Source organism: Streptomyces turgidiscabies Car8 (assembly GCF_000331005.1).
Lineage (GTDB): Bacteria > Actinomycetota > Actinomycetes > Streptomycetales > Streptomycetaceae > Streptomyces > Streptomyces turgidiscabies.
Genome location: NZ_AEJB01000481.1, coordinates 31,120 through 48,067 on the forward strand (window position 1 = coordinate 31,120; position 16,948 = coordinate 48,067).

A 16,948-nucleotide genomic window follows, 5' to 3' on the forward strand; every position below is an offset into this window, starting at 1 on the left:
AAACCGGCACTCATCCACCCCGACCGAGGAGAACCCCCATGAGCGGCAGCAGCACCAACCCCTTCGAGAACCCCGACGGCGTCTACTCCGTGCTCGTCAACGACGAGGGCCAGCACAGCCTGTGGCCCGACTTCGTCGACGTACCGGCCGGCTGGACCGTCGCCCACGGCCCCGCGCCCCGCCAGGAGTGCCTGGACCACATCGAGACCAACTGGACGGACATGCGGCCCAAGAGCCTCGCCGAGCGCATGGAGCGGAGCGGCTGAGTCCATGATCGGAACTACCCGGTCGATCGGAACCGTCGGATCGGCGCAGGACCCGGAACGAGGAACTGACTCCCCATGCTCACCACGCGACTGACCAACGCCCGCGTCCTCACCATGGATCCCGGCCACCCCGTCGCCCACGACGTGGGCATCTGGCGGGGCCGGATCGTGGGCCTGGACGAGGCGGTGACCGGGCTGCCCGCGCAGCGGGTGATCGACCTCCAGGGTGCGACCGTGCTGCCCGGCTTCATCGACAGCCATGTCCACCTGGCCTGGACGGGGTTCAAGGCGGCCACGCCCACGGTGGCGCCGTGCGTCCGGGTCGAGGACGTGCTCGCGGTCATCGCGGAGGCGGCGGCACAGGTGCCGCCGGGGGCCTGGGTCGACGTCGCGGGGTACGACCAGCGGGGCCTCGGCCGGCATCTGACCCTCGCCGAGCTGGACCGGGCCGCCGACGGGCGCAAGGTGCTCCTCATGCACGACTCCGGGCACGGCTGCGCGGTCAGTGGCCCGGTGCTGGAACTGCTGCCCGGCGTGGTCCCGCACGAGGGCGCCTTCCTCGCCGAGGGGGCCATGGGGGCGGCCCGTGCGCTTCGACTGCCGCACTCCCAGGACGAGTTGGCGGAAGCGATCGGACGGGCCGCCCGGGCCTGCCTTGCCGAAGGCGTCACGGCGTGCGCCGAGGCGGGCATCGGCGGCGCCCTGCTCGGCAACAGCCCGGTCGAGCTGGGCGCCTACCAACTCGCCCGGGAACGCGGTCTGTTGCCGCTGCGGGTCCAGCTGATGGTGGCCGCCGACCGGCTGCACCCCGTCACCGCCCACGAGGCCGACGGCATCCCGCGCGCCCTCGACCTCGGGCTGCGTACCGGCTTAGGCGACGACTGGCTGTCCGTCGGCGCGCTGAAGGTGTACACCGACGGCGGCATGATGGCCCGCACCGCCGCCCTCAGCAGCCCCTACCAAGGGCTGGACACCGCAGGGCAGTTGCAGGAGGCCCCGGAGTTCCTCAGGCAGACGATCGTGGACGGGCATCTCGCGGGCTGGCAGCTCGCCGTGCACGCCATCGGTGACCGCGCCGCCGACGTCGCGCTGGACGCGCTGGAGGAGGCGCAGCGGCTGCGTCCCCGGCCGGACGCCCGGCACCGGATCGAGCACGCCGGACTGATCCGGCCCGACCAACTGCCCAGGATGGCGCGGCTCGGTGCGGCGGCTGTCGTACAGCCCAACTTCCTGCGGTACTTCGGCGACGACTACGCGTCGATCATGAGGGAAGAGCGGGCGCCCTGGTTGTACCGGGGGCGAGGGTTCCTGGAGCACGGCATCCGGCTGGTGGGGAGTTCCGACCGGCCGGTGGCGGACGGGTCGCCGTTGCGGGCCGTGCAGTTCATGGTCGAACGGGCCTCGCTGTCGGGGCAGTTGATCGGGCCGGACGAGGGCGTCACCGTCGACGAGGCGCTGCGCGCGTACACCGTCGAAGGCGCCCACGCCTGCCACTGGGAGGACAGCGCGGGCAGTGTCGCGCCCGGCAAGCGGGCCGATCTGGTCGTGCTGGGAGACGACCCCCGGAGCGTCGACACGTCACGCATCGGGGACATCGAGGTCGTGGCGACACTCGTCGACGGCCGGGAGACCGAGGAGGGAAAGCTGTGAACGCTCCGACGACGGACGCCATCGGCGAATACACCCCGCTCTGGCAGGACTCGCCCCACGCACCCCGGTGGGTCCTCTGGGACACAGCCGGAGACGTGCTGGTGTTCGACCGGGACGTCAACTGCCCCCTCTACATCGACGACGAGGCGATCCGGGGCGAGGTACTGCGCCGGATGCGCGCGGCGGGCGTACCGGAGAGCGCGGAGTACCCGGGACGGCCTTGTTCGCGATAGCCGCCCCGGGTAAGGGGGTTGAGGTGCCGCACGCCACGCGACCGGCTCAGGAACGCATCAGCAGCTGGAAGTCGAAGGCGTAGCGCGACGCGCGGTAGATGTGCGTGCCGAACTCCACGGCCCGTCCGGTGTCGTCGTACGCCGTGCGCTGCATGGTGAGCAGGGCCGCACCCTCCGGCTCCTCCAGGCGTTTGGCCTCCGCCTCGGTGGCCGAGCGGGCGCCGACCGTCTGGCGGGCGCTGTGCAGGGTGATGCCCGCGTTCCGCATCATCCGGTACAGGCCCGTCGACTCCAGCCGGCCGGCGTCGAGTTCGAGGAGCCCCGAGGGCAGGTAGTTGCAGAGGAACGCCACCGGCTCGCCGTGCGTGCAGCGCAGCCGCTCCAGCACGACGACCTCGCTGCCCTCCTTCACCCCGAGGGCGGCGGCGACCTCGGCGGACGCCGGCTGCCGCTCGTCACGCAGGACCTGGGTGGTGGGCCCCTGTCCGGCGGCCTCCAGGTCGTCGTAGAGACTGCTCAGTTCGAGCGGGCGCTTGACCTGGCTGTGCACCACCTGCGTGCCGACGCCTCGCCGGCGTACCAGCAGGCCCTTGTCCACCAGGGACTGGATCGCCTGGCGGACCGTGGGCCTCGACAGGCCCAGGCGGACCGAGAGGTCGATCTCGTTGCCCAGAAGATTGCCCGGCGCCAGGACGCCGTGCTCGATCGCCGCCTCCAGCTGCTGAGCCAGCTGGTAGTAGAGCGGGACCGGGCTGGAGCGGTCCAGCGTGAAGTCCAGGGTGTCGAGCGGGGAGCCGGACACCGCACGGGCGCGATCACCGGGTGTCGCCACGGGGACACCTCCCTTCATTTGGTGACGGAGTGTCAGGAGTGGCTGGGGAAAACGAGGTTGGGCCGCCGCTGATCCGGGGGTCAGAGGTGCCTGCGGCGGTCGCCGACCTGGCGGTCGTACTCCTCCCGGGCCCTTACGGCGGACTCGCGGGTGGCGGTCTCGGCGACCGGCACGTCCCACCAGGCCTCCGCCGGGGGAGCGGTCGGCGCCGGATCGGTCTCCACGTACACGCAGGTCGGCCGGTCCGAGGCGCGGGCCGTTGCCAGGGCCGTGCGCAGTTCGCCCACGGTCTTGGCGCGCAGGACGTCCATGCCGAGGCTGGCCGCGTTCGCCGCGAGGTCGACGGGCAGCGGGGCGCCGGTGAAGGTGCCGTCGGTGGCCCGGTAGCGGTAGGGGGTGCCGAAGCGCTCGCCGCCGACCGACTCGGAGAGGCCGCCGATGGAGGCGTACCCGTGGTTCTGGATGAGGACCAGGTTGACCGGCAGGCTCTCCTGGACGGCGGTGACGATCTCGGTCGGCATCATCAGATAGGTGCCGTCGCCGACCAGCGACCAGACCGGGGTGTCCGGCGCCGCCTGCTGGACACCGATGCCGGCCGGGATCTCGTAGCCCATGCAGGAGTAGCCGTACTCCAGGTGGTACTGGCGGGGGCTGCGGGCCCGCCACAGCTTGTGCAGGTCCCCGGGGAGCGAACCGGCGGCGTTGATGATCACGTCGTCGTCGCCGACGACCGAGTCCAGGGCGCCCAGCACCTGCGTCTGGGTGGGCACGGCGGAGTCGTCGGCAGCGGCGAAGGCGGCGTCAACAACCTGCTCCCAGCGGTCCTTGCCGACACCGTACTCAGCCTTGTAAGCCGAGTTCACACGGTGATCGGACAACGCCTCCGTCAACGCCGTGAGCCCGGCACGCGCGTCGCAGACCAGCGTCCGCGCGGCCAGCTTGTGGGCGTCGAAGGCGGCGATGTTCAGGTTGAGGAACCGCACGCCGGGGTTCTGGAACAGGGTGTTCGAGGCGGTCGTGAAGTCCGTGTAGCGCGTGCCGACGCCGATGATCAGATCGGCGGTGCGGGCGAGATCGTCACTGACGGCCGTACCGGTGTGGCCGATGCCGCCCAGGTCTGCGGGGTGGTCGTAACGCAGGGAGCCCTTGCCGGCCTGCGTGGAGGCCACGGGGATGCCGGTGGCGTCCACCAGGGCCTTCAGCGCCTCCTCGGCCTGGCTGTGGTGGATCCCGCCGCCCGCGACGATCAGCGGGCGCTCGGCGGCCCTGACGGCCTGTACGGCCTCGGCCAGCTCGTACGGGTCGGGCGCGGGGCGCCGGACGTGCCAGACCCGCTCGGCGAAGAACTCCTCCGGCCAGTCGTACGCTTCCGCCTGCACGTCCTGCGGCAGGCAGAGGGTGACGGCACCGGTCTCCACCGGGTCCGTGAGGACGCGTACGGCGTTCAGCGCGGACGGGATCAGCGCCTCGGGGCGCGTCACCCGGTCGAAGTAACGGGAGACCGGACGCAGGGTGTCGTTGACCGACAGGTCGGCCTCGACCGGGTGCTCCAGCTGCTGCAGCAGCGGGTCGGCACTGCGCGTCGCGAAGTAGTCGCCGGGGAGCAGCAGCACCGGGAGACGGTTGATCGTGGCGAGGGCGGCGCCGGTGACGAGGTTGGTGGCGCCCGGGCCGATGGACGTGGTGACGGCCTGCGTCGAGAGCCGGTTCAGCTGGCGGGCGTAACCGACGGCCGCGTGGACCATCGACTGCTCGTTGCGGCCCTGGTGGAACGGCATCGCGTCCTCACCGGCCTCAAGGAGCGCCTGACCGAGGCCGGCCACGTTGCCGTGGCCGAAGATGCCCCACGTGCCGGCGATCAGCCGGTGGCGGACGCCGTCACGCTCGGTGTACTGGACGGACAGGAACCGCACCAGCGCCTGGGCGACGGTCAGACGGCGGACAGGGGTGGTGCTCATCAGGACTTCTCCGGGGCCGTGTAGAGGGGCAGACGGGGGTCGACGGGCTGCTCGGGCCAGGTGCCGCGGACCCAGGCGTGATCGGGGTGGTCGCAGATCAGCCAGGCACGGTCGGCCTCGGGGCCCGCCATGACGTTCAGGTAGTACATGTGATGGCCGGGAACGGCCATGGAGGGACCGTGCCAGCCGTCGGGGATGAGGACGACGTCCCCGCCGCGCACCTCGGCCAGCACGTCCGTGTTGCGGCCCTGACCGGACGGGGACACCCGCTGGTAGCCGAGGCCGGGCGTGCCCTCGTGGTCGGCGAACTCGAAGTAGTAGATCTCCTCGAGGACGGACTCCTCGCCGGGCCGGTGCTCGTCGTGCTTGTGCGGCGGGAAGGACGACCAGTTGCCGCCGGGGGTGATCACCTCGACGGCGATGAGCTTGTCGCACTCGAAGACGCCGGCCGCGCCGAAGTTGTTGACCTGCCGGGAGGAGTTCCCGGTGCCGCGCAGTTCCACCGGAACGGAGGAGGCGGGCCCGTAGCGGGCGGGCAGCCGCCGGGTGCAGCGGGCGCCGGTGAGCGCGAAGCGCCCGCCCGCGGCCGACGTGATGGTCGTACTGGCGTCGCGGGGCATGTACACGAAGTCGCTGACGCCGTCGAACACGCTGTCGCGGCCCTGCACCTCGAACGTGGCATGGCCGAAATCGTCTGTCGTGTCGACTGTGCAGGCGCCGTTCAGGGACAGCGCGATCCACTCGCTGTCGCCGGTGGAGAAGGTGTGCGAGCCGCCCGGGGGCAGCTCCAGCACCCGGAGGCTGGAGTAGCCCCAGCCGGCCTTCTCGGGGTTGACGTCGACGACGTACGGGCCGCCGAGAGCCTTGCCGGCCGGGAGGTGGTAGGCGGTGGTCATGATCTGTCGCTCCTGTTCACAGCGGGTCCCGTGTTGACCCTGTTCACGGCCGTCTCTGGGATGTCTCGGTTCACAGCAGCCCCACCGCCGTGTCCACGGCCGCCTCCACACTGCCCGAAGACGGGTAGAGCAGCGACCGGCCGACGACCAGCCCCTGCACGGTCGGCAGCCGCAGCGCCTTGCGCCAGCGCTCGTACGCGCCCTCCTGTGCCTCGGGGGAGTCGCCGACCTCGCCGCCCAGCAGTACGGCCGGAAGTGTCGACGTCTCCAGCACCTCGGCCATGTCGTCCGGGTCGGCGGTGACGGGGAGCTTCAGCCAGGTGTAGGCGGAGGTGCCGCCGAGGCCCGACGCTATGGCGATCGAGCGGGTGACCGCCTCGGCGGACAGATCGTTGCGCACCCGGCCGTCGACCCGGCGTGAGATGAACGGCTCGACGAACAAAGGCAGTTGGCGCTCCGCCATGTCGTTCACGGCCCTGGCGGCGGACTCCAGGGTGGTGAGCGAGCCCGGGTCGTCGTAGTTGACGCGCAGCAGCAGTTTGCCCGCGTCGAACCGCAGCCGGGCGATGTCCTGGGCACGGTGCCCGGTGAAGCGGTCGTCCATCTCGAAGACCGAGCCGGCCAGCCCGCCGCGGTTCATCGACCCCATGACGACCTTGCCGTCCAGCACCCCGAGCAGCAGCAGGTCGTCCAGGATGTCGGAGGTGGCCAGCACCCCGTCCACACCCGGCCGTGACAGCGCCACGCACAGACGTTCGAGCAGCTCGGCGCGGTCGGCCATGGCGAGCCTTCGGTTGCCGACGCCCAGGGCGCCGCGCGCCGGATGGTCGGCGGCCACGATCATGAGCCGCCCGCTGTCGCCGATCAGCGGTCGCCTGACCCGGCGGGCGGCGGCCTCCGCGACGGCCTCCGGGTGCCGGGCCCTGACCGTGGCGAGGTCGGCGATGCTGAGGGTCAAGAGGAGCTCCGTTCAGGGGTTCGGGACGCCCGTTCGGCCGCCCCCGGGGTCGTCGTGGTCCGGCGTCGGCTCAACGGGGCGATCCGCTCGCCAGGAGAGCGTCGACCTCGGACTCGGTCGGCATCGCGGACGAGCAGGCGAGACGGGACGCGACGAGGGCGCCGGCCGCGTTGGCGTAACGCATCGTCCGCTCCAACTCCCAGCCGGACAGCAGCCCGTGGCACAGGGCGCCGCCGAACGCGTCACCCGCGCCCAGGCCGTTGACCACCTCGACGGGGACCGGCGCGACCTCGGCGGTGGTGCCGTCGCGGTGCAGCGCCAGTACGCCCTTGGGGCCCTGCTTGACGACGGCCAGCTCGACCCCGGCCGCCAGCAACGCCTCGGCGCAGGCCCGCGGTTCGCGTACGCCGGTGGCGATCTCGCACTCGTCGAGGTTGCCCACCGCCACGGTCGCGTGGCGCAGGGCCTCGGCGTAGTACGGGCGGGCATCTTCCGGGTTCTGCCAGGCTGTGTCGCTCCAAAGCGCCGGCCGCCAGTCCAGGTCGAACACGGTGATGCCCGCCCGGTCGCGCGCCTTGAGGGCGGCGAGGGTGGCCGAGCGGCTCGGTTCCTCGCTCAGGCCGGTGCCGGTGATCCAGAACACGCGGGCGGCCCGGATGCCGAAGAAATCCAGCTCGTCGGTGCGTATCCGCAGGTCAGGTGCCGTTGGTTGGCGGTAGAAGTACAGCGGGAAGTCGTCCGGCGGAAAGAGTTCGCAGAATGTGACCGGAGTGGGCAGGCCGTCGACAGGCGTCACCCAGCGGTCGTCGACCCCGAACTCCCCGAGCGCCAGGTGCAGATAGTCGCCGAAGGCATCCGCGCCGGTACGGGTGATGACGGCAGTGGAACGGCCCAGACGGGCCGCCGCGACCGCGACGTTGGCTGCCGACCCGCCGAGAAATTTTCCGAACGTCTGCACTAGGGTCAGCGGTACTCCGGACTGCAGCGGATAAAGATCCACTCCGATGCGGCCCAGGGTGACCAGGTCGAAGGGCGGGGCTGACTCGGTCATGCGATGCTCCTTCGAGCTGCGGAGGATGCGGGTCCCGAGGGGCCTGTCGTCCCCCCAGGTGTAGGACTCGGAGGGCAACGCTGTCAAGGGTTTGTTCTTACATTCTGACCTGCTTGTGAATTAATGTCTTAACAAAGTATTGACAGCGGACAGGTCCAAGGAATTGGATTCGGTCCCAACACGACTGCCGTGTTCGCGGCACACGGCCCGGAGCTCCGGGACCCGGGCCCGGGATCACCCCGATCCCCACCCTCTCCCCGGTCGCACAGTGAGGTGCAGGAAAGATGGCTCGCTCTTCTCGCTCCCGCAGAATCGCCCCCGTTGTTGCCGCTGCCGCGGCAGCAGCCTTGGTCCTCGCGGGCTGCTCCAGCAGTTCCGGCGGCAAGAAGTCCGAGGACGGTGGCACCGACGCTTCTGCGGGCAAGGCCACCACCCCTCGGATGACCGTCGCCCTGGTCACCCACCAGGCGCCGGGTGACGCCTTCTGGGACATCGTCCGCAAGGGCGCTCAGGCCGCCGCGGACAAGGACAACATCAAGCTCGTCTACTCGGCCGACCCGGACGCGGGCAACCAGGCCAACCTCGTCCAGAACGCGATCGACCAGAAGGTCGACGGCATCGCCATCACGCTGGCGAAGCCGGACGCCATGAAGGACGTCGTAGCCAAGGCGACCGCGGCGGGCATCCCCGTGGTCGGCCTCAACTCCGGCCTGAGTGACTGGAAGAAGCTCGGTCTTCAGCAGTTCTTCGGCCAGGACGAGTCCGTCGCGGGCGAGGCGTTCGGCAAGAAGCTGAACGAGGTCGGCTCCAAGAAGGCCGTCTGTGTGATCCAGGAGCAGGGCAACGTCGGCCTCACCCAGCGCTGTGACGGTGTGAAGAAGACGTTCACCGGCAAGCTGGAGATCCTCAACGTCAACGGCACCGACATGCCGTCCGTGAAGTCGACGATCACCGCGAAGCTCAACCAGGACAAGGCCATCGACTACGTGGTCGCGCTCGGCGCCAGCTACGCGCTGACCGCGGTGCAGTCGGTCTCCGACGCCGGCAGCAAGGCGAAGGTCGCGACCTTCGACCTCAACAAGGAGATGACCGACGCCATCACGAAGGGCGACGTCCAGTTCGCGGTCGACCAGCAGCCCTACCTCCAGGGCTACCTGGCCGTCGACTCGATGTGGCTCTTCAAGAACAACGGCAACTACAGCGGTGGCGGTGAGCAGCCCGTGCTGACCGGTCCCGCCTTCGTCGACAAGTCCAACGTCGAGAAGATCGCCGCGTTCGCGGCGAAGGGCACTCGGTGATGTCGATGAGTCAGACCACGGTTCCGGCGGCGAGTTCCTCGCCGCCGGCTCCGCCGGCCATTCAGAAGGACGGTCGCACCAACCAGCGTTCCCTGGGACGCCGGCTGCTCGGCCGCCCCGAGGTCGGCGCTCTCATCGCCGCCATCCTCGTGTACGTGTTCTTCTTCGCCGTGGCGCCTTCGTTCCGTGAGACCAGCGCCCTGGCGACAGTGCTCTACCAGGCGTCCGTCATGGGCATCATGGCGTTGCCGGTGGCCCTGCTGATGATCGGCGGGGAGTTCGACCTGTCCGCCGGTGTCGCGGTCACCACCTCGGCGCTGACCGCCGCGATCCTCAGCTTCCAGCTGTCGATGAACGTGTGGACCGGCGTGTTCGTCGCCCTGGTCGTGTCGTTGGCCGTAGGGGCGTTCAACGGCTGGCTCCTGATCAAGACTGGGCTGCCGAGCTTCCTGGTCACCCTGGGCTCGTTCCTGATCCTCCAGGGCGCCAACCTCGCCGTCACGAAGATCTTCACCGGTAACGTGGCGTCCGACTCGATCGCCGACATGGACGGCTTCGACCAGGCCAAGAAGGTCTTCGCCTCCGAGTTCACCATCGGCGACGTCAGCTTCAAGATCACGATCGTGTACTGGCTGGTGTTCGCCGCGATCGCCACCTGGATCCTGCTGCGCACCAAGTTCGGCAACTGGATCTTCGCGGTCGGCGGCAGCAACGACAGCGCCCGCGCGGTCGGTGTCCCGGTCGGCTTCACGAAGATCGCCCTGTTCATGGGTGTGGGCGCGGGTGCCTGGTTCGTGGGCATGCACCTGCTGTTCTCGTTCAACACCGTCCAGTCCGGCCAGGGCGTGGGCAACGAGTTCCTCTACATCATCGCGGCCGTCATCGGCGGCTGCCTGCTGACCGGCGGCTACGGCTCGGCGATCGGCCCGGTCATCGGCGCCTTCATCTTCGGCATGGTCTCCCAGGGCATCGTCTACGCCAACTGGAACCCGGACTGGTTCAAGGCGTTCCTCGGCGTGATGCTCCTGGTCGCCGCCCTCGTCAATCTGTGGGTCCGCCGCCAGGCGACCCGGAGGTGAACTGATGACAACCAACGAAACCTCCCCCGAGGACGTCTCGCCCAACGACACGCTCACCGACGAGAGTTCGCCCCAGGGCGACTCACCGAAGGACGGGCGGCCGATCGTCGAACTGCGCGGCACGGGCAAGTCGTACGGCAACGTCCGTGCCCTGCACGGCGTGAACCTCGCGGTCCGCTCCGGTCAGGTCACCTGTGTGCTGGGCGACAACGGCGCCGGCAAGTCCACGCTGATCAAAATCATCTCCGGGCTGCACGGACACACCGAGGGTGAACTCCTCATCGACGGCAGCCCCGTCCACTTCGCCACACCCCGCGAAGCCCTGGACGCCGGGATCGCCACCGTCTACCAGGACCTGGCGACGGTCCCGCTGATGCCGGTGTGGCGCAACTTCTTCCTCGGCTCCGAGATGACCAAGGGCCCCTGGCCCGTACGCCGCCTCGACATCCAGAAGATGAAGCAGACGGCGGACGCGGAACTGCGCAACATGGGCATCGTCCTGGACGACCTCGACCAGCCCATCGGCACCCTCTCCGGCGGCCAGCGCCAGTCCGTCGCCATCGCCCGCGCCGTTTACTTCGGCGCGCGGGTCCTGATCCTCGACGAGCCCACCGCCGCCCTCGGCGTCAAGCAGTCCGGTGTCGTGCTGAAGTACATCGCCGCGGCCCGTGACAAGGGCCTGGGCGTCATCTTCATCACCCACAACCCGCACCACGCCTACATGGTCGGCGACCACTTCAGCGTCCTGCGCCTGGGCACCATGGAACTGTCCGCCGCCCGCAGCGACGTCAGCCTCGAAGAGCTCACCAACCACATGGCGGGCGGTGCGGAACTCGCGGCGCTCAAGCATGAGTTGGCGCAGGTTCGGGGTGTGGATGTGGACGAGCTTCCCGAGGCGAAGGATCTCAAGGCTCCGGTCGCGACGTCCTCGCAGGGGAAGTCGGCGTAGCGCGTAGCGTGGGGGACGCGCGGTTGTTCGGCGGGTGCGGGTCCACTGTGGCTGGTCGCGCAGTTCCCCGCGCCCCTGGGTAAGTCCACGCGCCGCCTGTTGAAGGGGCACGGCATCTCCATGAAAGACCGTGACACGCTCGGCGTTCTCGTGATCGGTACCGGCAAGATGGGTGCCGATCACGTTCGTCGTATCGAGGAAGTCACCAGTGGGGCCCGGGTGGCCGCCGTCGTGGACGTCGACCGGGAGCGGGCCGAATCGGTCGCGGCCGGCGTCGACGGCTGTACGGCCTACACGGACCCCGTCGCCGCCATGGCATCCGCCGATGTCGACGCCGTGCTCATCGCCTCGCCCGGGGCCGCTCACGAGGCGGCCCTGCTCGCGGCGTTCTCGTACGACCTGCCAGTGCTGTGCGAGAAACCGCTCACGCCCGACGCGGCGTCCGCGCTGCGGGTGCTGGAGGCCGAGCTGAGGCTCGGGCACCGGCGGGTGCAGGTCGGGTTCATGCGGCGGTACGACGCCGAGTACCTGAAGCTCAAGTCCCTGCTCGACACAGGGCGGTTGGGGCGGCCCCTCATGCTGCACAACCGGCATCGCAACGTGGCCTCCCCGCCCTGGTGGACCAGCGCGATGCACATCAACGACTCCGTGGTGCACGAGATGGACGTGACCCGGTGGCTCCTGGAGCAGGAGATCACCGCGGTCACCGTGCTGTGTCCGAGCCCGTCCGGAAGCGCGCCGGACGGACTTCAGGACCCGCAGTTCGTCGTGATGGAGACCGACGGCGGCGCGATCGTCGACGTCGAGATCAACGTCAACTGCGGCTTCGGATACCAGGTGCAGGCCGAGGCGGTCTGTGAGCGCGGGACCGCGCGGATCGGCGACGGGCACGGCATGGTCGTCAACTCGGCCGGTCACTGGGGCGGGAGCATCGCCCAGGACTTCATCGAGCGGTTCGAGGACGCCTACGACCGTGAGGTCCAGGCATGGGTCGACGCCACCCGGCGCGGCGAGGTCACCGGGCCCGGTGTCTGGGACGGTTACGCGGTGGCCGCCGTCTGCGAGGCCGGCGTACGGGCGCGGACCGAGGGCCGGCGCGTAGAGGTGGAACTCGTGGAACGGCCCGCGCTGTACCGCTGAGGGCAGCGCGGGCCGGACTTTCAACAGGGTCTGCTCAGACCGTGCGTACGTCCTCGATGCGCACCGGGCGGTGCTCCTGGAGCGAGAGCGTGCACGCGTCCGCGATCCAGCCCGCCTCCAGCGCGTCGGCGACCGTGCACGGGGACGTGCGGTTGCCCGCGACGACCTCCGTGAACTCTGTCAGTTCGGCGCGGTAGGCGGGGATGAAGCGGTCCATGAAGAAGTCGTGCGGAACGCCCGCCGGGAACGTGACGCCCGGCTCCACGGAACGCAGCGGGAGCTTGTCCTCCAGGCCGACGGCGATGCTGTCCTGGAAGCCGTGGATCTCCATGCGGACGTCGTAACCCCGGGCGTTGTGCCGGGAGTTGGAGACCACGGCGATCGTGCCGTCGTCCAGGGTGAGGATGGCGCCGGTGGTGTCGGCGTCGCCCGCCTCCTTGATGTAGGCGGCGCCGTTGTTGGCGCCCACCGCGTACACCTCGGTGACCTCACGGCCCGTCACCCAGCGGATGATGTCGAAGTCGTGCACCGAACAGTCCCGGAAGATGCCACCGGAGGAGGCGATGTACGCGGCCGGCGGCGGCGCCGGGTCGAGCGTGGTCGACCGGACGGTGTGCAGTTGGCCCAGCTCACCGCTGCGTACGGCGGCGCGTGCGGCGACGAAGCCCGCGTCGAAGCGGCGGTTGTAGCCGATCTGGATCTCGACGCCGCTGTCCTTGACGGCGTTGAGCACCGCGACACCCTCGGCCATCGTGCGGGCCACCGGCTTCTCGCAGAACACCGGGACACCCGCCTCGACGGCGGCGAGGATCAGGGCCGGGTGGGCGTCTGTCGCGGCGGCGATCACGATGCCGTCGACACCGGCGGCCAGAAGGGCCTCGGGGGAGTCCGCCACCTGGGCGCCGAAGCGCTCCGCGGCGGTCTTGGCGGCGTCCCCGAACGGGTCGCTGAAGACGAGGGAGTCGACGGCGTCGAGACCGGAGAGGGTCTCGGCGTGGAAGGCGCCGATGCGGCCGAGGCCGAGGATTCCGATACGCATGGGCTGTGCTGCTCCTTGGATGTGGTGCGGGTGACTTTTGTGCGGTAGGGGAGGCGCGGGGGTCAGTCGAGTCCGCCCAGGACGTTCTGGTCCCAGTCGATCACCGAACCGGTGACCACGCCCGACCGCTCGGACAGCAGGAGGACCACGAAGTCGGCGATCTCGTCCGGCTGGCCCAGCTTGCCCATGGGGAGGCGTTCGGCGGCTTGGTCGAGCCAGTCGTCGCCCGCTCCGTGGAAGGCCCGCTGGGTGGCGTCCTCGCCCTCCGTCGCGGTCCAGCCGATGTTCAGGCCGTTGATCCGGACCCGGTCCCAGCGGTGCGCGTGCGCCGCGTTGCGGGTCAGCCCGATGAGTCCGGCCTTGGCGGCGACGTACGGGGCCAGGAAGGGCTGCCCGCCGTGCGCCGAGGACGTGATGATGTTGACGACCGTGCCGGGCGCCTTACGGGCCACCATGTCCGCCACCGCCGCCTGCATGGCGAAGAACGGGCCCTTGAGGTTGATCGCGATGTGCGCGTCGAACAGCTCGGGCGTGGTGTCGAGCAGCGTGCCGCGCGAGGTCAGGCCCGCCGAGTTGACCAGGCAGTCGATCCGGCCGTGCGCGGCGATCACCTCGGCCACGGACGCCTTCGCCTGCTCGGCGTCCGAGAGGTCGGCGCGTACGTACATGGCCTTGCCGCCCGCCGCCGTCAGCTCCGCGACCAGCGCCTCGCCCGGCTCGGGGCGCCGCCCGGTGACCGCGACGACGGCGCCCTCGCGGACCGCGGCCCGGGCGATGGCCGCCCCGACGCCCTGGCTGCCGCCGTTGACGAGGACGACCTTGTCCTGAAGAAGTCCCATGCTGTTCTCGTTCCTCAGCTCATCTGTCGTTCGGCGCCGGCCCGCAGTGACTCGCGGAGCGCCTCGGGGGTCCACTCCTCGCGCAGCGCACGCCGTACGAGGTCCGCCTGCGAGGGCGGGGCCAGGCCGTCGACCGGCGGATCCCGGTCGAGGTTGGTGGGAAAGGGGTAGCCCTCGGCCGAGGCCGCGACGACCGCCTCCAGCCATGCGTCGTCCGCTCCCTCGGCCTTGCGGGCGAGCAGCACCGGATAGACCGCGTTCACGATCGCCTCCCGGTCCACGGTCTCCATGGCCCGCCCGAACGCGGAGGACACCTGGAGGAGGTTCGCCATCCGGCGGATGTCCGCGGAGCGGTTGGTGCCGGCCGCGTGGAAGAGCGCCGGGTTGAAGAACGCGGCGTCGCCTTTCGCCAGGGGCAGTTGCACATGGTGGGCGTCGAAGTACGCCGCGAACTCAGGGAGCCGCCAGGCCAGGTATCCGGGCTCGTACGTGTGCGAGTACGGCAGGTACAGCGTCGGGCCGGACTCGACGGGCATGTCGCAGTGGGCGACCGCGCCCTGCAGCGTCAGTACGGGGGACAGCCGGTGGACGTGCGCGGGGTACGCGGCGGCCGCCCCGTTGGACAGGAAGCCCAGGTGGTAGTCGCGGTGCGGGCTCTGCGCGGCGCCACCGGGGTTGACCACGTTGATCTGCGAGGTGACCTGGTAGCCGGGGCCGAGCCAGGCCGTCGAGATGAGGGCGATCATGTCGTTGGCGTAGTAGTCGGCGAACGCCTCCGGCGCGCGCAGGGCCGCCTTCTCCAGGGCGTTCCACACCCGGTCGTTGGCACCCGGCTTGGCGAAGTGGTCGCCCGCCACCGTGCCCGCGGCGCGCTGGTCGGCGATGAGCGCCTCGAAGGCGGCGGTCGCCCGGTCCACGACCGACAGGTCGGCGAAGGCCCGCTGGAGGACGACGACGCCGGGGCCGTCGGTGAGCGCCCGGACCAGCTCCGTCAGGGCCTCCCGGCGTCCGCCCGGTGAGGTGGCGGCGGCGCGCAGCCGCTCACTGTCGTAGACGAGGACGTTGTCGCGGACGGTGGTCGCGTACGGGTAGTCGGCGGCGTCGGTCGTCCGTTCGACCTCGGCGCGGAAGGCGTCGAGATCGCAGTCCTGTTCGGACAGCCACGCGGGGCGCTGTGCGGCGCTGAGGGACATCGTCGTCCTTCTCTCGACTCTCGGTGTTGCTGTCATTGTTGTCATGACAAACTCGTCAAACAACCAGCAGACAGCCATCAAAAACCCCTCAAGCGGAAGCCGAGGAACCTCCCCATGGGCCACCCCTTTCCGATCCGGGAGATCGCACGACAGGCGGGCCTCAGCGAGGCCACCGTCGACCGCGTCCTCAACGGCAGGGGTGGCGTGCGCGAGAGCACCCGGCGGGAGGTGCGCCAGGCCATCGCCGACCTGGACCGACAGCGCACCCAGGTCCGGCTGGTCGGCCGTACGTTCATGATCGACATCGTGATGCAGGCGCCCGAGCGGTTCTCCACCGCCGTCCGGGCGGCCCTGGAGGCCGAGCTGCCCGCCCTCCACCCGGCCGTCGTGCGCTCCCGCTTCCACTTCCGGGAGACCGGCCCGGTGGCGGACCTGGCGGCGGACCTCGACCGCATCGCCCGGCGCGGCTCGCAGGGCGTCATCCTCAAGGCGCCGGACGTGCCCGAGATCTCCGCCGCCGTCGGCCGGCTCGTCGCCGCCGGCATCCCGGTCGTCACCCTGGTGACCGACCTGCCCTCCAGCGCCCGCCTCGCCTATGTGGGCATCGACAACCGGGCCGCCGGCGCCACCGCCGCATACCTGATGGGCCAGTGGCTCGGCGAACGCCCCGGCAACGTACTCACCAGCCTCAGCAGTGGCTTCTTCCGCAACGAGGAGGAGCGTGAGATGGGCTTCCGGGGCGCGATGCGGGCCCGGCACCCCGAGCGGGCCCTCGTCGAGATCACGGAGGGGCAGGGCCTGGACGCCACCCAGTACGACCTGGTCCGGGACGCCCTGAAACGCGACCCGGACATCCGCGCCGTGTACTCGATCGGCGGCGGCAACATCGCGACGCTACGGGCCTTCGAGGACCTCGGCCGAGAATGCGCCGTCTTCGTCGCCCACGACCTGGACCACGACAACACCCGCCTGCTGCGCGAGCACCACCTGTCCTGCGTCCTCCACCACGACCTCCGCCAGGACATGCACGAGGCCTGCCGCACCATCATGCGCACCCACGGCGCCCTCCCACCCGCAGCCCCAACCCTCCCGTCCCCGATCCAGGTGGTCACCCCGTACAACATGCCCCCACACTGACCCCGGTCAGGGGCGCGAGCCTGTACCGACCCGCGCCCCCGTCAGGGGCGCGGGGAACTGCGCGACGAGCCTCAGCGGTCCCGCGGCCGACGATCCGCCCGCCACCCCTTCCCCGGCGAGCGCCGGACGTACGCGGACTCACCCCCGTGAGGGGCGCGGGGAACTGCGCGACGAGCCTCTGCGGTCCCGCGGCCGACGATCCGCCCGCCACCCCTTCCCCGGCGAGCGCCGGACGTAGGCGGACTCACCCCCGTGAGGGGCGCGGGGAACTGCGCGACGAGCCTCTGCGGTCCCGCGGCCGACGATCCGCCCGCCACCCCTTCCCCGGCGAGCGCCGGACGTAGGCGGACTCACCCCCGTGAGGGGCGCGGGGAACTGCGCGACGAGCCTCTGCGGTCCCGCGGCCGACGATCCGCCCGCCACCCCTTCC

16 protein-coding genes are annotated in these 16,948 nt (G+C 70.6%); 8 read left to right on the forward strand and 8 right to left on the reverse strand.

The window, feature by feature from the left end; genetic code table 11:
- The first annotated feature begins 38 nt into the window (after nucleotides 1–38).
- The 3 genes from STRTUCAR8_RS34730 (at nucleotide 39) to STRTUCAR8_RS34740 (ending at nucleotide 2,149) form a co-directional block, all read left to right on the forward strand.
- Entirely contained in the window at nucleotides 39–266 is a 228-nt protein-coding gene (locus STRTUCAR8_RS34730) for an MbtH family protein (protein ID WP_006380914.1), read from the forward strand.
- A 75-nt stretch (nucleotides 267–341) separates the two neighbouring features.
- The gene (locus tag STRTUCAR8_RS34735; protein ID WP_006380920.1) at nucleotides 342–1,916 is read left to right on the forward strand and encodes an amidohydrolase; all 1,575 of its coding nucleotides are present in this window, start codon (nucleotides 342–344) and stop codon (nucleotides 1,914–1,916) included.
- A complete protein-coding gene (locus STRTUCAR8_RS34740) occupies nucleotides 1,913–2,149 on the forward strand; it encodes a hypothetical protein (RefSeq protein WP_006380911.1) in 237 nt (78 codons plus the stop codon). The genes STRTUCAR8_RS34735 and STRTUCAR8_RS34740 overlap by 4 nt, the downstream gene beginning before the upstream one ends.
- Before the next feature lie 46 nt (nucleotides 2,150–2,195).
- Here the strand turns inward: STRTUCAR8_RS34740 and STRTUCAR8_RS34745 are convergent, their stop codons facing one another.
- The 5 genes from STRTUCAR8_RS34745 to iolC all read right to left on the reverse strand — a co-directional run bounded on the left by STRTUCAR8_RS34745 (nucleotide 2,196) and on the right by iolC (nucleotide 7,844).
- Entirely contained in the window at nucleotides 2,196–2,981 is a 786-nt protein-coding gene (locus tag STRTUCAR8_RS34745; RefSeq protein WP_006380909.1) for a GntR family transcriptional regulator, read from the reverse strand.
- Between the two features lie 80 nt (nucleotides 2,982–3,061).
- Nucleotides 3,062–4,939: a 3D-(3,5/4)-trihydroxycyclohexane-1,2-dione acylhydrolase (decyclizing) gene (gene iolD, locus STRTUCAR8_RS34750; RefSeq protein ID WP_006380919.1), complete on the reverse strand. Its 1,878-nt coding sequence runs from the start codon at nucleotides 4,937–4,939 to the stop codon at nucleotides 3,062–3,064.
- Nucleotides 4,939–5,835, reverse strand: a complete 897-nt coding sequence (iolB, locus tag STRTUCAR8_RS34755) for a 5-deoxy-glucuronate isomerase (protein WP_006380907.1) — start codon at nucleotides 5,833–5,835, stop codon at nucleotides 4,939–4,941. The genes iolD and iolB overlap by 1 nt, the downstream gene beginning before the upstream one ends.
- A 70-nt stretch (nucleotides 5,836–5,905) precedes the next feature.
- Nucleotides 5,906–6,793 carry a Cgl0159 family (beta/alpha)8-fold protein gene (locus tag STRTUCAR8_RS34760; protein ID WP_006380940.1) on the reverse strand — a complete coding sequence of 296 codons (888 nt, stop codon included), beginning with the start codon at nucleotides 6,791–6,793 and terminating at the stop codon, nucleotides 5,906–5,908.
- A gap of 70 nt (nucleotides 6,794–6,863) precedes the next feature.
- Complete coding sequence (iolC, locus tag STRTUCAR8_RS34765) at nucleotides 6,864–7,844, reverse strand: 5-dehydro-2-deoxygluconokinase (RefSeq protein WP_006380936.1); 981 nt, start codon at nucleotides 7,842–7,844, stop codon at nucleotides 6,864–6,866.
- Nucleotides 7,845–8,128: 284 nt separating this feature from the next.
- On the opposite strand from iolC, the gene STRTUCAR8_RS34770 reads away from it, so the two are divergent.
- From STRTUCAR8_RS34770 to STRTUCAR8_RS34785, 4 genes are all read left to right on the forward strand, one after another.
- Nucleotides 8,129–9,142 carry a substrate-binding domain-containing protein gene (locus tag STRTUCAR8_RS34770; protein WP_006380929.1) on the forward strand — a complete coding sequence of 338 codons (1,014 nt, stop codon included), beginning with the start codon at nucleotides 8,129–8,131 and terminating at the stop codon, nucleotides 9,140–9,142.
- Nucleotides 9,143–9,147: 5 nt separating this feature from the next.
- Complete coding sequence (locus STRTUCAR8_RS34775) at nucleotides 9,148–10,221, forward strand: ABC transporter permease (protein WP_044473421.1); 1,074 nt, start codon at nucleotides 9,148–9,150, stop codon at nucleotides 10,219–10,221.
- 4 nt (nucleotides 10,222–10,225) lie between these two features.
- Nucleotides 10,226–11,170, forward strand: a complete 945-nt coding sequence (locus STRTUCAR8_RS34780; protein ID WP_006380925.1) for an ATP-binding cassette domain-containing protein — start codon at nucleotides 10,226–10,228, stop codon at nucleotides 11,168–11,170.
- 120 nt (nucleotides 11,171–11,290) lie between these two features.
- The gene (locus STRTUCAR8_RS34785) at nucleotides 11,291–12,310 is read left to right on the forward strand and encodes a Gfo/Idh/MocA family protein (protein ID WP_044473416.1); all 1,020 of its coding nucleotides are present in this window, start codon (nucleotides 11,291–11,293) and stop codon (nucleotides 12,308–12,310) included.
- A 34-nt stretch (nucleotides 12,311–12,344) separates the two neighbouring features.
- Here STRTUCAR8_RS34785 and STRTUCAR8_RS34790 read toward each other — a convergent pair whose 3' ends face one another.
- The 3 genes from STRTUCAR8_RS34790 to STRTUCAR8_RS34800 all read right to left on the reverse strand — a co-directional run bounded on the left by STRTUCAR8_RS34790 (nucleotide 12,345) and on the right by STRTUCAR8_RS34800 (nucleotide 15,381).
- On the reverse strand, nucleotides 12,345–13,349 hold the full coding sequence (locus STRTUCAR8_RS34790) for a Gfo/Idh/MocA family protein (RefSeq protein WP_006380934.1): 1,005 nt from the start codon (nucleotides 13,347–13,349) through the stop codon (nucleotides 12,345–12,347).
- 62 nt (nucleotides 13,350–13,411) lie between these two features.
- Entirely contained in the window at nucleotides 13,412–14,188 is a 777-nt protein-coding gene (locus STRTUCAR8_RS34795) for an SDR family oxidoreductase (protein ID WP_006380926.1), read from the reverse strand.
- 14 nt (nucleotides 14,189–14,202) lie between these two features.
- Nucleotides 14,203–15,381, reverse strand: a complete 1,179-nt coding sequence (locus STRTUCAR8_RS34800) for a phytanoyl-CoA dioxygenase family protein (protein ID WP_006380918.1) — start codon at nucleotides 15,379–15,381, stop codon at nucleotides 14,203–14,205.
- A 114-nt stretch (nucleotides 15,382–15,495) separates the two neighbouring features.
- On the opposite strand from STRTUCAR8_RS34800, the gene STRTUCAR8_RS34805 reads away from it, so the two are divergent.
- Complete coding sequence (locus STRTUCAR8_RS34805) at nucleotides 15,496–16,518, forward strand: LacI family DNA-binding transcriptional regulator (protein WP_006380908.1); 1,023 nt, start codon at nucleotides 15,496–15,498, stop codon at nucleotides 16,516–16,518.
- The last annotated feature ends 430 nt before the right edge of the window (nucleotides 16,519–16,948 follow it).